Annotated in this window: 13 protein-coding genes; 2 read left to right on the top strand and 11 right to left on the bottom strand. The window is 66.8% G+C overall.

Features of this window, described 5'->3' with window-relative positions; translation table 11 throughout:
* The first annotated feature begins 138 nt into the window (after positions 1-138).
* Positions 139-960 (top strand): tRNA (N6-threonylcarbamoyladenosine(37)-N6)-methyltransferase TrmO, encoded by an 822-nt coding sequence (gene tsaA / locus NET02_RS02690; RefSeq protein ID WP_284055826.1) that lies wholly within the window; start codon positions 139-141, stop codon positions 958-960.
* 58 nt (positions 961-1,018) lie between these two features.
* Here the strand turns inward: tsaA and NET02_RS02685 are convergent, their stop codons facing one another.
* Positions 1,019-1,627 (bottom strand): TetR/AcrR family transcriptional regulator, encoded by a 609-nt coding sequence (locus tag NET02_RS02685; RefSeq protein ID WP_284055825.1) that lies wholly within the window; start codon positions 1,625-1,627, stop codon positions 1,019-1,021.
* A 116-nt stretch (positions 1,628-1,743) separates the two neighbouring features.
* Between NET02_RS02685 and NET02_RS02680 the strand changes: the two genes are divergently transcribed.
* Complete coding sequence (locus NET02_RS02680) at positions 1,744-2,163, top strand: hypothetical protein (protein WP_284055824.1); 420 nt, start codon at positions 1,744-1,746, stop codon at positions 2,161-2,163.
* Positions 2,164-2,194: 31 nt separating this feature from the next.
* On the opposite strand, the gene NET02_RS02675 is transcribed toward NET02_RS02680, so the two are convergent.
* The 10 genes from NET02_RS02675 to NET02_RS02630 all read right to left on the bottom strand — a co-directional run bounded on the left by NET02_RS02675 (position 2,195) and on the right by NET02_RS02630 (position 14,227).
* Positions 2,195-2,920 (bottom strand): ABC transporter permease, encoded by a 726-nt coding sequence (locus tag NET02_RS02675; protein WP_284055823.1) that lies wholly within the window; start codon positions 2,918-2,920, stop codon positions 2,195-2,197.
* A 70-nt stretch (positions 2,921-2,990) separates the two neighbouring features.
* Positions 2,991-3,893 carry an ABC transporter ATP-binding protein gene (locus tag NET02_RS02670; RefSeq protein ID WP_347710991.1) on the bottom strand — a complete coding sequence of 301 codons (903 nt, stop codon included), beginning with the start codon at positions 3,891-3,893 and terminating at the stop codon, positions 2,991-2,993.
* Between the two features lie 133 nt (positions 3,894-4,026).
* A complete protein-coding gene (locus tag NET02_RS02665; protein ID WP_284055821.1) occupies positions 4,027-5,160 on the bottom strand; it encodes an alkaline phosphatase family protein in 1,134 nt (377 codons plus the stop codon).
* 13 nt (positions 5,161-5,173) lie between these two features.
* Positions 5,174-5,584 carry a DUF420 domain-containing protein gene (locus NET02_RS02660; protein ID WP_284055820.1) on the bottom strand — a complete coding sequence of 137 codons (411 nt, stop codon included), beginning with the start codon at positions 5,582-5,584 and terminating at the stop codon, positions 5,174-5,176.
* A 125-nt stretch (positions 5,585-5,709) separates the two neighbouring features.
* Positions 5,710-6,762 carry an Ldh family oxidoreductase gene (locus tag NET02_RS02655; RefSeq protein WP_284055819.1) on the bottom strand — a complete coding sequence of 351 codons (1,053 nt, stop codon included), beginning with the start codon at positions 6,760-6,762 and terminating at the stop codon, positions 5,710-5,712.
* Positions 6,763-6,795: 33 nt separating this feature from the next.
* A complete protein-coding gene (gene pgl / locus NET02_RS02650) occupies positions 6,796-7,551 on the bottom strand; it encodes a 6-phosphogluconolactonase (protein ID WP_284055818.1) in 756 nt (251 codons plus the stop codon).
* Positions 7,552-7,606: 55 nt separating this feature from the next.
* Positions 7,607-8,794 carry a glucose-6-phosphate dehydrogenase assembly protein OpcA gene (locus tag NET02_RS02645; RefSeq protein ID WP_284055817.1) on the bottom strand — a complete coding sequence of 396 codons (1,188 nt, stop codon included), beginning with the start codon at positions 8,792-8,794 and terminating at the stop codon, positions 7,607-7,609.
* An 84-nt stretch (positions 8,795-8,878) separates the two neighbouring features.
* Positions 8,879-10,426 (bottom strand): glucose-6-phosphate dehydrogenase, encoded by a 1,548-nt coding sequence (gene zwf / locus NET02_RS02640; RefSeq protein ID WP_284055816.1) that lies wholly within the window; start codon positions 10,424-10,426, stop codon positions 8,879-8,881.
* A gap of 12 nt (positions 10,427-10,438) precedes the next feature.
* The gene (gene gnd, locus NET02_RS02635) at positions 10,439-11,359 is read right to left on the bottom strand and encodes a phosphogluconate dehydrogenase (NAD(+)-dependent, decarboxylating) (protein WP_284055815.1); all 921 of its coding nucleotides are present in this window, start codon (positions 11,357-11,359) and stop codon (positions 10,439-10,441) included.
* A gap of 36 nt (positions 11,360-11,395) precedes the next feature.
* Positions 11,396-14,227, bottom strand: coding sequence for a bifunctional transaldolase/phosoglucose isomerase (locus NET02_RS02630; RefSeq protein WP_284055814.1), 2,832 nt, complete (start codon positions 14,225-14,227; stop codon positions 11,396-11,398).
* Between the last annotated feature and the right edge of the window lie 51 nt (positions 14,228-14,278).

Below are 14,278 nucleotides of genomic sequence, written 5' to 3'. Positions count from 1 at the left end.
CCCGAGGAGTCGCCGGCCCGAGGACTCCCGGGCCTGCGGCGGGAGCGGCCACGCCGTGCCTGCCATTCGCCTACGTGCCCGCTATGGGCGCCGGGCCTGCCGATGAGCTGGCAAATTGCACGGCAGGAGAGGATTGCCGTGTTGCAGGAAGATCGCTTCGACGTCTATCCCATCGGCGTCGTGCGCTCGCGTATCGCCGACCGGCGGCTGATGCCGCCGCAAGGCATCCGGGCCGAAATCGAGATCTTCCCGGAATTCGAAGACGGACTACTGCGAATCGAGGAAAACTCGCACATCTGGGTGATAGGCTGGCTACACGAGGGGGACCGCCACCGGCTACAACTTGTCCGCCCCGAGTACGAGCCAACCCGGCGCCGGCGCGGAGTCTTCGGCCTGCGCTCGGTGGCGCGGCCCAACCTGCTCTCGCTGAGCGCCTGCTGGCTCCTCGCCATCGAGCGGAATCGCCTCGTCGTCGACCCGTTGGAGTTGATCGACGGGACACCGGTGCTGGATATCAAACGCTACTCGGTGAGCTGGGACTGCATCTTCTCGGCTCGTAGCTCGCGAGATCGCTATCTGATCGACCTCACCGGCCCGGAGCGACTGGCAGAGTTCGAGCGGGAGGCCGCGAACTTCCACGGCGAGTGTTGTCCATGGGTCGTCGCCGGCGCCCGGCTCATCCAACATCTGCACGAGCTGTGGGGCATTCGCCCCAAGGATGACGCGCTCATCGTCACCATCAGCCTCGCCCCGGAACTCGCCCACCTGGCCGACACGCTGCAAGCCCTGACCGGGGCGACCTTCGGATCGGGTCGTCTCCGCGTCGACCCAGCGAAGCGAATCGCCTTCGAACACGGGGAACGCTGGCTCGCCCTAGCGCCGGGTCCACTCCCGGCAATGGATCTGGACACGATCCGCGCGCTCCCCATCACCGAGCTCTTCGCGCCGATCGAGAACTGACGAGATCGGTCGGCGTCTCCCGGTACGGCGCAGCGGGAATACGCGCGGGTGCTCATGCTCAGCCGCTGGGCGGCACGGGCCGGAAGAGGTAGGCAAGCACGTCGCGCGCCGCTTGCTCCAGATCGTCTCCCAGCTCGGGCGGCAGGGCACCGGTGGTCCACAGCTCGGCGAACCCATGAGCGAGCGACCAGGCAGCCAAGCCAGCTCGTAGCGGGTCGAGAGCCGGATCATCACGAGCGAGCTGCCTCAGTGGCCCGTAGAGCAGCTCGCTCGCCGCCTGCCTCGCTTCCACCAGCGCGGGGTCACCGGCGCGATACAGCTCGGGGCGGAACATGACGGCCACGTACGGACGGTGCTCGATCGAGAAGCGGACGTAGGCGACGCCGACGTCGAGAAAGTTCCCGGTTCGTTCCCAGGCTTCGCGGAGCGTCGCGGCCAGCAGCCGGTAGCCCTCGGTCGCCAGCGCCGTCAACAGCCCCGCCTTATCGCCGAAGTGGTGGGCTGGCGCGGCGTGCGATACGCCGACCCGACGCGCCAGCTCGCGCAGGCTGAGGGCGGCTGGCCCAGCCGCGGCGATCGACTCGAGCGCGGCGTCGAGGAGCGCGCGCCGGAGGTTGCCGTGATGGTAGGGATGGGCCCGAATAGGCGCTGTTGCTCGCTTTCTCATGTCCCCAGCATAACAGATCGATCTTGTCATTGACAAGTTCGTCGCGCCCTGGTATCTTGTCACTGTCTAGATCGGATGGTGCCGTCGCAGGTGCAGCGCACGCGAAGGAGGTCTCCGTGGACACACCACTGTCATTGTCAGCGGAAACACGCGCAACTGCCGGGCTGATCCTGTTGACGATCGTCACTATCGAGTCCGGTGGGCTGCTCTTGTTGCGAGTCCTGCGCGGCCGCCATCCGATGACAGCTTTCCAACAGGCGTTCGCCCGGGCCGGACATGCCCACGCTGGCGTGCTCGTGACCCTGGCGCTCGTGTGTCAGATCCTCGCTGACGCTGCCGAGCTGAGCGGCTGGCTCGCCATCTTCGCCCGCAACGGAATCTGGGTCGCGGCCATCCTCATGTCCGCCGGCTTTTTCCTGTCGTCGGCCGGTCGCGGCGTCAACGCGCCGAACCGGCTCATCGTCCTGGTGTACGCCGGCGCGGTCTCGCTGGCCGTTGGCGTCGTCTCGCTCGGAATCGGCCTGCTCACCACCTGAGGCGGCATCGCGAGTCCCACCCCGGGACCGCTCACTCCCACCGGAAGGTCCGCGAGGCTAGCACCAAGACGCCCGCACACCAGAGGAGAAGGGCGAAGAGCTGGGGCAGCGGAGCCACCGGCTGCGGTCCGAGGCTGAGCCGCAAGGCCTCGGCCAACGCGTTGGACGGTAGCAACAGGCCCACGAGGCCTAGCGGGCCGGGCAGACGCTCGACCGGCCAGACGATGCCGCCTAGCAGGAGCAGCAGAAGATAGAGACCGTTGGCAGCGGCGAGCGTGGTCTCCGCCCGCAGGGTTCCCGCCAGAAGCAGCCCGATGCTGGAGAATGTAGCCGTGCCGAGGACGAGCGCGAGGAGAGCCCAGAGGAGGGACCCGCCCGGTCGCCAGTCGTAGCCAATGGCGGCGATCGCGAGTAAGAGAGCGATCTCCGCGGCTACGACGGCCACGACTGAGATCACCTTCGCGCCCAGCAGCCTTCCTCGGCCCAGCGGCGTGCTGCCCAAACGCTTGAGCACGCCGTAGCTGCGCTCGTAAGCGGTACGGATTCCCAGGCTCACCAGCCCGGTGGACATCACCGCCAGTGCCAGCATGCCCGGCAGCAGGAAGTCGACTGGCCGAGCGTACTCCGGCGGCGCGATCCCGAGCGAGGCGAAGAAGACGAGCAGTACCGCCGGCACCACCAGGGTGATCAGCACGCCCTCGGCGCGGCGTATAGTCAGCAGCAGCTCCATCCGGGCCTGCGCCAGTAGTGCCTCCACTCGTGCGCTCTCCTATCCCCGCTTCCGGCCACCCGAGTTACAACCAAGCCAGCCAGCCAATGAGCGCGCCTCACTCTCGTAGCTCATGGCCAGTCAACCGCAGGAAGACCTCTTCCAGCGACTCGTGGCCGACTCGGATCTCCACCAGCAGCACACCGGCATCGCGCGCCCAGGTCGTCAGCTCGGACAGGAGATCCGCCGGCCGCTTCGTATGAATCACGTACCGTCCCGGCTGGGCCTCGCGCGCATCCAACGCTGAGGGCAACGACCGCAGGGCGGTAACGTCGAGACCGGCCGGACCGGTGAACTGCACCTCGTCGGTTTCGGAATGTGTCAGCTCCTGCGGCGTGGCGAGGGCGACGAGCCGGCCGTGGTCGATGATGGCGACTCGGTCAGCCAGCCGCTCTGCCTCCTCCATGAAGTGGGTGGTCAGGAGCACCGTGATTCCGCGCTCGCGCAGCGAGGATACCAAAGACCAGGTCAGCCGGCGGGCCTGCGGATCCATGCCGGTGGTCGGCTCGTCCAGAAAGAGCAATTCCGGCTTCCCAACCAGCGCCGCCGCCAGTGCTAGGCGTCGTTGCTGGCCGCCGGAGAGCTGCCGGTACCGCACCCGCGCAACCTCTTCCAGGCCCACCAACCGGATCAGCTCCCGAGGATCCTCGGCCTCGTCGTAGAAGTGACTCAATAGATCCAGGAATTCGATCGGCGTCACAGTCGGGTAGATGCCGCCGCTCTGGAGCATCACCCCGATACGTCGCCGGAGCTCGGCGGCGTCCCGACGCGGATCGAGCCCCAACACGCGTACCTCGCCCTCGTCGGCCGTACGGTATCCCTCAAGGATTTCGATGGTCGTGGTCTTGCCCGCTCCGTTCGGACCGAGGAGCGCGAAAATCTCCCCTCGGCCGATCGTGAAGGTCAGGCCGTCCACGGCGACGCGTTCACCGTAGCGCTTGACGAGATCGCGGACAACGATCGCCTCCGCCTGCCCCGCTACCCGCGGAGCCGCGAAATCCGGCTGGGGAACCGATCGGACGCCTCGTGTACCCGCGATCTCGTTCAACGGTTGGCCTCTCGTTCTTAGCCGGCCGACAGAAGGTTACGTCCAGTCAAGACGGCGTTGCTGCTCGCGACTCCCGTGACCCAGGCAAGTCGAGGAGCCGCACAATATCCAGGTTCCAGGCGAACTGCTCCCTCGATGCCTCAGCGCGGTAGCCCCAGATCGGTACGCGCGTCTCGTGCAATCCACCGTGCGTGCGGAGGCGAACGGAGGCCCTGGTCGAGCCGGTCGAACCGGGCTCCACGAGGACTGTCTCCGTGGTCGCCAGAACGAACAGGTCTCCGATCCGGTCTGCCGGTAGCCGGAAGCGGTCGACCGCCTCTTCCCGACTGTACACGGCCTCGATCCCTGCGGTCTCCCGCAGGAGCTCGATGGCATCAGCCACCTGTCCGGCAGCAAGGTAGAGGTACCCGGCGCCGCCCATGTTACTGTGATGGACGACGTAGCGATCCTTGATCGGCGAGACGAAAGCCGCGCGGATGCCATACCCGCCCAGCAACGCCACCAGATCGAGCCCGACTGTCTTGTCCCGCATGCCGTGGTCGGCGGTGATCAAAACCTGGTGCTCCGGAAACGCCGCCAGCAGGTCGCCCAACAGCGCGTCGAGCGTCTCGATGTGGCGGATCGCCTCGGCCGATCCAGGGCCGTGCCTGTGCATCACGTAGTCGGTCGTGCTGCAATAGGTCAGGTCGGGATCGTACGCCCGGAGCACCCAGTGCAGGGCGCGGAGCTGCCAGTAGTCGATCTCCGACGAGTAGATGCCAGCCGGCTCGCCGACCGCCTCGATCGCCTCGGCTGGCAGGCGCTCGGCTGAGAAGGCGACCGTCGCCCCGCGGCCGAGCAGACGCAGGAGCTTCTCCTTCGTCACCAGCAGCGCCGTCCGCAGTCCAGCCTGAGCAGCGCGCTCGAGCGCCGTCGGAGCGCGCAGGTACTCTGCTGTCTCGATGAACTGCCCCTGGCCCGTGACCGGGTCGTACCAATAGTTGCTGGCGATACCGTGCGTCTCCGGGAAGGAACCGGTGAGGATCGAGACGTTGTTGACATTGGTCACCGAAGGCAGGACAGCCCGGCCTATAGTGAAGAAGCCGGCACGGGCGATCGCATCGAGCGTCGGGGTGCGCGCCGTCTCGAGGTAATCCGGGTCGAGGCCGTCGAGGCAGATCAGGACGGTCTTGCGCCGCATCCCCACGGTTCCTTCATAGCGTGTAGAGCATGAGGTAGATGATCCAGCCAGTGACCGCCACGTAGAGCCAGACGGGCAGTGTGAGACGGGCGATCCGCCGGTGGCGCCGAAACTGCCGGGTCAACGCCCGGTAAATCGTCACCAGCACCATCGGCCCCAGGATCGTCGCCAGGATCGTATGCGAGATCAGGATAGCGAAGTAGACGACGCGGACTGCACCCTCGCCGGTATAGAGCTTGCTACCGAGCAGCAGGTAACGCGCGACATACACGACGAGGAAGAGCGCGGCGAAGGTCGTCGCCGTCAACATGGCCCACTTGTGGGCCTCGACTTTGCGCTGGCGAATGCACAGGTAGCCGGTCGCTGCGGCCAGCCCGCTGATGGCGATCAAGGTCGTATTGAGGATGGGCAGCCAGGTCTCCACGCCTACACATGCTCTCGCTTGCAGGCCGGAACGGCCCGCCGGGCTATCCACTCCGATCGAGATCATAGAACAGCGCGCGACCCCATCCGGTCAGGAAATCCCTGACGACAGCCAAGCGCGGTGGCTCATCTCGTCGCGTCGGGTAACGGCACGCCGTAACGCGAACCGGTGGCCTGGAGCTCGCTCCAGATCGCGTCGTCGATCGGAATGCCGTTCTGGCGCCGCTGTTGCTGCGTCCGGTACTCAGGTTCGCCTGGATAAAGCACCTCGATGAAGCCCTCGGCCGGAGGTGTCGCCTTCAGATAGCGGGCAAAGGCGGCGACCTCGGCCTTGAAGTCGTCGAGCGGCCGGAACGCGCTCGGGTCGACGACCAGCATGAAGGCCCCGTCATTGTGCCGGCCAAGCGGGTCGACACCGAAGCCCAGCCCCGGCAGAAGGGCGGCGAGGATCTCGACAGCGACCGACAGCCCGTACCCCTTGTGACCTTCCCCTCCCCCGAGCGGCAGCATGACGCCACCGGCGTAGAAGTCATCGGGGTCAGTCGTCGGCCGCCCATCGCGGTCGAGGATCCAGCCCAGAGGGATCCGGTGGCGGCGAGCCCGGGCCAGGTCGAGTTTGCCCAGCGCGACGGCGCTCGTCGCCATGTCGATCACGAGTGGGGCTTCCAGGTCGCTCGGAAAAGCGATCGAAATCGGGTTCGTCCCGAGCCGTGCCTCGCGACCACCAAAGGGGGCAACTTGCTTGGGGGCCTGCCCGGAGTCGCAGAGCATGATACCGATCAGACCGTCCCTTGCCGCCATCATCGGGTAGTCGGCCAGCCGGCCGACATGTCCCTGCTCCCGCACTACGGCCGCCGCGACTCGGGTCTCGCGCGCCATCGCGATGCAACGCTCCATCGTCCACTCGGAGACTACCTGGCCGAAGCCCCAGTTGCCCGAGACGAAGAGGGTCGCGCCCGTCTCGCTGATCACGGCCGGTCGGGCTGCTGGGTCGAGGTGTCCACGCTCGATCGCGGCGACGTAGTTGGGCAGGAGGCGCACCCCGTGCGAGTCGTGGCCAGCCAGGTTCGCGCCGACCTGGTGGCGCGCCACGATCGCCGCGTGCTCCGGCGACGCGCCCGCGGCCTCGTAGACCGCGGCAGCGAACGCAACCAGACGCTCGTGCCTCACAACCGGCATGGGTCCACCTCCACGGCGGCACACCTACCGAGGCTATCGAGCGCTCGCCAGCCGCCCGGCGGCAGCCCCATCGAGCAGCCAGGTGACCTGGCCACGGGCATGCCTCAGGAGCTGAGCTGGGGTCTCGTCGACGTCCTCGGTGCCCTCGATCGCGCGAGCCACCGCCTCAGCCTTGTCCGGTCCGGTCGCCAGCACCAGTACCCACCGGGCTGCCTGGAGCACTGGCGCGGTGAGCGTAATCCGGGTCGTGCCGAGCTGCGGCACAGCATTCGCCACCACAAGCCGGTCGCGCACGGCTAGTGCGGCGGTGTGCGGGAAGAGCGAGGCCGTATGCCCATCAGCACCGATCCCGAGGAGGATCAAGTCGAACTCCGGAACCTCGCCAGCGCGAACGCCGAAGACCTGTCGCAAATCAGCCTCGTACCGTTCCGCAGCTTCTTCTGGTCCGAGTTCGGCGAGGACACGATGCACGTTGCCAGGTGGGATCGGCAAGCGATCGAGCATCGCTTCCCTAGCCATCCGATAATTGCTCTCCGGGTGGTCAGGGGGTACAGCACGCTCGTCCCCCCAGAAGAGATGAATCCGGCTCCACTCGATCTCGTCGCGCGTGGGTGGCTCAGCGAGCCGCTGGTAGAGCGCTCGGGGCGTCGAGCCGCCGGAGAGCGCGATCACGCACCTGCCCCGCTCGGCGATCGCTTTGCGCGCGACCTCCACCGTTCGACGGGTGGCCGAGTCGGCCACTGCCTCAGCATCTGGCAGGACGACGATCTGGAATCGCTGTTCGCGCATGGTGCCTCCCGGCTAAGTGAACCGGACCGTCGGTAACCGGCTATCGCATAGCCCGTCAGATCAACCATGGCTCGACCGAGCGCGCCAGGCCCTCGGCCTCGGCCAGGGCAGCCTCGTAGAGGGGATCGGCCGCCAGGGCCTGGAACTCGCGCACCAGAAGCCGTCGTAGGTCGAACAGCGCATGGTGGAAAGCATAATCGAGGAGCTGTTGCTGCCGGTTGTGAGCACTCAGCTTCACTGTCGCTCGATCGAGACCACCGCGAGCAATGGTGAAGGTTGCCTGCTCGCTATCCCGGCGTGCCTGGAACTGGACCGAGAGCATGTGGCCGTGGAGGCGCGCGGCGTACGGCTCGAAACAGAGATTCCACTCAATTCGCTGCCCGTTCGCGTCGCTCATCGAGATACAGCAGCCATCCGGCCGGGAAACGGCATCGTCGAACTCCCAGCCGAGCCGGCTGCCCATCCACCCGAGAAAGAGAAGGGCCTGTGACGGGTTGGGCGGCAGATGCTCGTAGCGCCCCGAGACCACCCAGACATCGGTGATAGCGTCTAGCGCCCAGCGGCAGTGCGGCAGATCGAAAACGCGCGCCGTCATCTCCTGCCACGGCGCGATGCGCGCCCAGTTGAGATCGGAGACGATGGTGTCGACCGGTTTGAGCTGGTCGTGCAGTCGCCGGGTATGCACGAGGTCGCGCACCGGGCGGGCGAAGTCGAGCGAGTCCAGGATGACACGGTCAACGGCTCGGGCTATCCTGGCGAAGCGGCGGTCCTGGAGCGGGGCCGGGCCGCACCACCAGAGGAACGAAGGCAAGTCCGGCAAGGTCAGCGGGATCAAGAGGCTCGGCAACAAGTCCAGCCCGTCGGCCGGCAGGGTGATCGCGATCTGCTCGTAACATGGGGCGTATCGCTCGGCGACCCCGAGCTTGCACTGGATACTCACTTCAGTCGCCGACTGGTCCTGTCCTGGAATGCCAGGATCCTGGCCGGTCAGCAACACCACCCGCGACGGGTGCTCGCTCGAGAGTTGATCGATCAGCTCCCTCGCCTGCTCGGCCCTCGCCGCGTCGGATGCATAGACGAAGAGGGTCAGGACGCTGGTACGGCTGAGCGCAACCTCGACGCCGCGCGCGTCGAACCGGCCCGAACTGCGCCAGAGATCGGCCAGCTCGCGCTCGATCGCGTCGACGTCGATGGTCATCCCCGCACCGCGAGGGATTAGACGGCTCGTTTGCAGCTCAGCCATGCCATTGAGTCCTTCCTGGCAACCGCCCTTGCTTCGCTGGCCGGAGGGTGCCTCGTGGCGGCTCCATCGCCCGTGAGCACGCCGCTAGGGCCGTCGCCAGCGCCGGCCATCGCGCGCGATGAACTCCTCGGCCTCAGGCGGACCCCAGGAGCCGGCATCGTAATTCGGAAAGAGCGGCGGTAGCTCCTCGGCCCAGCCCTGCAGGATCTGAGTGATCGGCAACCAGGCGGCCTCGGTCTCGTCGCGCCGGGTGAACAGCGTCGAGTCGCCGAGCATGCAGTCCAGCAGCAAGCGCTCGTAGGCATCCGGCGCCTGGACCAGGAACGAGGTACCGTAGAGAAACCCCATGCTCACCGTCCGCAGACGCACCCGCGGCCCGGGCGCCTTGGCCGCGATGTTGAGCGAGACTCCCTCATCCGGCTGGATCCGGATCACTAGTGCGTTCGGCTCCAGCCCAGCCGCAGCGGGGCCAGTGAAGAGCCGGTGCGGCACCTGCTTGAACTGGAGCGCGATCTCGGTGACCCGGCGGGGGAGCCGCTTCCCGGTGCGCAGGTAGAAGGGAACATCGGCCCAGCGCCAGTTGTCGATGAACAGCTTGAGCGCCACGTAGGTCTCGGTCTGCGAGTTCGGATCGACCCTCGGCTCCTGGCGGTAGCCGGGAACCGGCTGGCCGCCGATGAAGCCTGGCCCGTACTGACCGCGCACCGTGTATTCGTCGACCTCATCCGGCCGGATCGGCCGGATCGCGCGCAGCGCCTTGACCTTCTCATCACGCACCGGATCGGCTTCGAAGGCGATCGGCGGCTCCATCGCAATCACGCTCAGAAGCTGCAGCATGTGGTTCTGCACCATGTCGCGCAGCGCGCCTGCCCGGTCGTAGTAGCCACCGCGATCCTCGATCCCGATGCTCTCTGCCACGGTGATCTGCACGTGGTCGATGTAGGTGCGGTTCCATATCGGTTCGAAGATCGTATTGGCGAAGCGGAGCGCCAGGATGTTCTGCACCGTCTCTTTCCCGAGGTAATGGTCGATGCGGTAGATCTGGTCCTCGCGGAAAAAGCGGAGCAGGTGCTCGTTCAGCTCGATGGCACTCTGGAGGTCCCGGCCAAACGGTTTCTCCACGATCAAACGGACCCAGGAATCGCGATCCGCTGGCTGGGCCAGGCCCGCCTCACCGAGGCGCTCCGCGATAAGCTCGTACGCATCGGGTGGCGTCGCAAGGTAAAAGATCCGGTTGCCTCCGGTCCCACGCGCGCGGTCGATGCGCTCCAGCAGCTCGCCCAGCTTCGGATAGGCGTGTTCATCGGCAAAATCGGCTTCGAAGTAAAAGATGCCGCTCGCGAACGCCTCCCAAACACCCTCGTCGATCGGCTGGCGCCGGGAGAAGCGCTCGACCGCCTTGCGCATGGAAGCCCGGAACTCGTCGTCGCTCATGGGCCGGCGAGCGTACCCGACGATCGAGAAACCGGGCGGCAACAGCCCATCATAGGCCAGGTTGTACAGCGCTGGCATCAGCTTGCGCCGGGTCAGATCGCCCGAGGCGCCGAAGATAACCATGACACAGGGGTCAGGGATTCGTTCGAGGCGCAGTCCCTCGCGGAGGGGATTGAGAAGCGTCGTCGAGCGCGTCATGCGCACCTCCGGCTAGGTGTCCTCGTCATGCGTCGTCTCGGCTGTCACCACGGCATGCCCACCGAACTCGCGGCGCAGCGCAGCCGCTACCTTGGCGGCGAACGAGTCCGCCTGGCGCGAGCGGAACCGCATCTGCAGCGAGAGCGTGATTACCGGGGCCGGAACATCCTCCTCGATGGCGGTCAGCACCGTCCAGCGGCCCTCACCGGAATCTTCGACATAGCCTCGAATCGACTCCAGCCGGGGGTCTCGACGGAATGCCCGCTCGGCGAGCTCCAGCAGCCAGGAGCGAATGACGCTGCCATGGTTCCAGAGGTTGGCCAGCCCAGAGAGGTCATACTTGTAGGGTGATGCCTGCAATATCTCGAAGCCCTCAGCGTAGGCCTGCATCAGGCCGTATTCGATACCGTTGTGGACCATCTTGGCGAAGTGGCCGGCGCCGCTCGGCCCCACGTGTCGATAGCCGTTCTCGGGGGCCAGCGTGCGGAAGGCTGGCTCCACGATCCGGAACGCCGCCTCCTCGCCGCCGATCATCAGGCAGTAGCCGAGCTCCAACCCCCAGATGCCACCGCTGGTCCCGACGTCGAGGAACTGAATGCCGCGCTCGCGCAACCACTCGGCGCGCCGCACCGAGTCCTTCCAGTAGGAGTTGCCACCATCGATCAGGATATCGCCGGAACCCAGCAGCGCCGCGAACCGCTCGACCATCTGCTCGGTCGGCTCCCCGGCCGGCACCATTAACCAAACCACCCGTGGCGGGCTCAGCCGTTCCACGACTTCTTCCAGGCTGTAGGCGCCGATCGCGCCGGCCGCCTCGGCCTCGCGCACCGGTCCCGGGCTGCGGTTATAGGCCACCACGCGATGGCCGTCACGCAGCAGCCGCTTTACCATGTTGCCGCCCATGCGACCCAAGCCGACGATTGCCAGCTCCATCTGCTCTCTACTCCCCACTGCTCGCGTCACGACCGCTCAGCGCGCCGCTGCGGTGACCAGGTGCTGGAGCAGCCAGTCCAGCCCGTGGACGGGGTCACCGCTGATCCGTAGGAGCAGGACCGGCTTGCCACGGTCGGCCAGCGCCTGGTAGTCCCCGAACGCCTGCGCCAGGAAGAGCGTACGGAAGGTATACGGTACTTCGGGAATCGGGAGATCTGCCCGCGGCTCCACCACGATCAGCAAGAACGCCCCGCCCGCTGGCCCGCCCTTGTAGAGCTGGCCGATAGAGTGGAGGTAGCGCGGCCCGTAACCGAGCGTCGTCGCGACCCCCAGGCGCTCGAGCAGCAGCCGGCGCGCTTCTTGGAGCCGTCGATCCACTTCCTGCGTCGGATCGGCGAACGCTAGCAGCGCCAGGTAACCACCGTGCCGCACCTCACCCAGGAAGCGCTCGATCGCCTCGGGCACGCTGGTGGCCGTGACTCCACTCGCCAGCACGAGCTCGCTGGCCGCGGTCGGCGGCGGCGTCGTCAGCTCGCGGGTCTTGACAAACCCGTCGAGCAGCCGGCCGGTTCGATCCTTGCTCTCCTGCACGTTCGGCTCGTCGAACGGGTTGATGCCGAGGAGTGCCCCGGCGACCGCTGTCGCCACCTCCCAGCGGAGGAACTCGGCGCCCAGCTCCCAGGTATTCCAGAGCCGCGAGCGCAGCACCGGATGGCCGACCGCGGCCAGCGCGTCCAGCAGCGCCTCAGTCTGCGGGTGCGGCTGTAGCGCCAGGTCGATGCCGACGAAGACGCGGTCAGCCCCGTACCCGTCCGGAGCCAGGTGCGGCTCGCCGACGATCGGTATCAGGCCCGTCTCCTGCTTGCCCGTACTCTCGGCCAGAAGCTGCTCGAGCCAGTCGCCCAGGCTGGCCAGCCCCGGCTCGGTGATGAAGGTGACCTTGTCGCGGCCGGCCTCGGCGAGCTGGGCGAGCGCTGCGCCGAACCAGAGCCCTGGGTTGTCGATCCGCTCGGCCCGCAGGCGCTCGACCATCTGCTGTGCCGGCTCGAGCAGTGCCCGCACCGGCAGGCCGATCACCGCAGCTGGCACGAGGCCGAAATAGGAGAGCGCCGAGTAGCGCCCGCCGATATCGGGCGGGTTCAGGAAGAGACGCCGGAAGCCCTGCTCCTGAGCCTCCCGCGCGAGCGGTGTGCCCGGATCGGTAATGGCGATGAAGTGCCGGGCGGCAGCCTCGCCCTTGCGCTCGGCCAGCCTGCTGTACCAGTAGCGATACAGGCTCGTCGTCTCGATGGTGGTGCCGGACTTCGAGCTCACGATGAAGAGCGTGCGGTCGAGATCAAGCTCCCGCTCGAGGCGAGCGATGGTATCCGGATTGGTGGTGTCCAGCACGATTAGCTCAGGTGATCGGGCCTCGTTGCCGAACACCCGCTGGAAGACCTCGGGTGCCAGGCTGCTCCCACCCATTCCGAGCAGCACCGCCTGCCGGAAGCCGGCCTGGCGCACCTCTTCGGTCAGCGCCTCCAGCTCGCCTACCCGCTCGAGCATTGTCTCGTGAACCGCCAGCCAGCCCAGCCGCTCGGCGATTGCTCGCTGCACGGTTGGATCCTGGCTCCAGATGCTCGGGTCGCGCGCCCACAGCCGCTCGATGACCCTCTGCCGGACTAGCCGCTCGGCGGTGGCCCGGACGTCACGATCAAAAGGGCCGAGCTGGCTCGCCCTCCCTTCGATCGCGACGGCGAGCTGCCGACGCTTCTCGTCGATCCGGCGCATAAGGCTCCGGTACGACTCGGCGAACAGGTCTACTCCCTGCCGCTGCAGGAGCTCGGTCACCTCGTCGTAGTTGATGCCGACCTCGGCGAGAGCAGCCAACGTCTGCTCGGCCTCCTCCACGCCCTCCTCGACCGTGTTCGGCCGCGGCTGGCCATGGTCGCGGTACGCCTCGACCGTCACCGGAGCCATCGTCTGCACCGTGTAGGGGCCGATCAGGTGCTCGACGTACATGACGTCGCTGTAGGCCGGGTTCTTGGTGCTAGTGCTAGCCCAGAGCGGTCGCTGGATGCGGGCGCCGTGACGCTCCTGTAGCCGCTTGAATCGCTCGCCCTCGAGGAACACGCGCTTGAAGCGCTGGTACGCGATCTTCGCGTTGGCGATCGCGACCTTGCCCTTGAGCGCCTCGAGCCGTGCCCGCCGCTCAGGGCTCTCGGTCTGCGCGATCAGCTCGTCCAGCCGGCGGTCGACTTCCGTATCGACCCGGCTGACGAAGAAGCTGGCCACCGAGGCGATCCGGTTGACGGCCAGCCCGAGCTCGGCCCGCCGCTCCACACCGCGCAGATAGGCCTCCATCACCTGCTCGTAGTTCTGGATCGAGAAGAGCAGTGTGATGTTGACGTTGACGCCATCGGCGATGAGCTGCTCGATGGCCGGGATCCCCTGGGGCGTGCCGGGCACTTTGATCATCGCGTTGGGGCGATCGATCAACGCGAAGAGCCGCCGCGCTTCGCGGATCGACCCCTCGGTGTCGTAGGCCAGATCGGGTGGCAGCTCGAGCGAGACGAACCCATCCTGCCCATCGGCGGCCTCGTAGACCAGCCGGAGCAGATCGCAGGCCTTCTGAACGTCGTGGACTGCGAGCGCCTCGAAGATCGCTTCGCTCGAGAGCCCGCGCGCGGCCAGCTCGACGATCTCCTCGTCGTACTCGTCAGTGCTGCCGATCGCTTTGTCGAAGATCGTCGGGTTCGAGGTAACGCCGCGAAGGCCGTCATCCTCGATTAGCCGTGCGAGCTCGCTCGAGGTGATCATCGGGCGGCTCAGAAAATCGAGCCAGAAGCTCTGGCCGTACGCGCCGAGCTGCTTGAGTGGGTTGGACATCGTCATCCTCCAGTCGAAGTCGTTTGTCGGATCGTGTTCAACGTGGGTGCA

This window comes from Thermalbibacter longus, assembly GCF_023806485.1.
Lineage (GTDB): Bacteria > Chloroflexota > Chloroflexia > Thermomicrobiales > Thermomicrobiaceae > Thermalbibacter > Thermalbibacter longus.
Note: the sequence above shows the minus strand (reverse complement) of the source record. Positions and strands in the feature narration are given on the sequence as shown.

Bases quoted from the DNA above. Each gene is read 5' to 3' on its own strand.
- NET02_RS02685 (WP_284055825.1), bottom strand. From the start codon at position 1,627: ATGAGAAAGCGAGCAACAGCGCCTATTCGGGCCCATCCCTACCATCAC.
- NET02_RS02665 (WP_284055821.1), bottom strand. From the start codon at position 5,160: ATGCGGCGCAAGACCGTCCTGATCTGCCTCGACGGCCTCGACCCGGAT.
- NET02_RS02655 (WP_284055819.1), bottom strand. From the start codon at position 6,762: ATGCCGGTTGTGAGGCACGAGCGTCTGGTTGCGTTCGCTGCCGCGGTC.
- pgl (WP_284055818.1), bottom strand. From the start codon at position 7,551: ATGCGCGAACAGCGATTCCAGATCGTCGTCCTGCCAGATGCTGAGGCA.
- NET02_RS02645 (WP_284055817.1), bottom strand. From the start codon at position 8,794: ATGGCTGAGCTGCAAACGAGCCGTCTAATCCCTCGCGGTGCGGGGATG.
- zwf (WP_284055816.1), bottom strand. From the start codon at position 10,426: ATGACGCGCTCGACGACGCTTCTCAATCCCCTCCGCGAGGGACTGCGC.
- gnd (WP_284055815.1), bottom strand. From the start codon at position 11,359: ATGGAGCTGGCAATCGTCGGCTTGGGTCGCATGGGCGGCAACATGGTA.
- NET02_RS02630 (WP_284055814.1), bottom strand. From the start codon at position 14,227: ATGTCCAACCCACTCAAGCAGCTCGGCGCGTACGGCCAGAGCTTCTGG.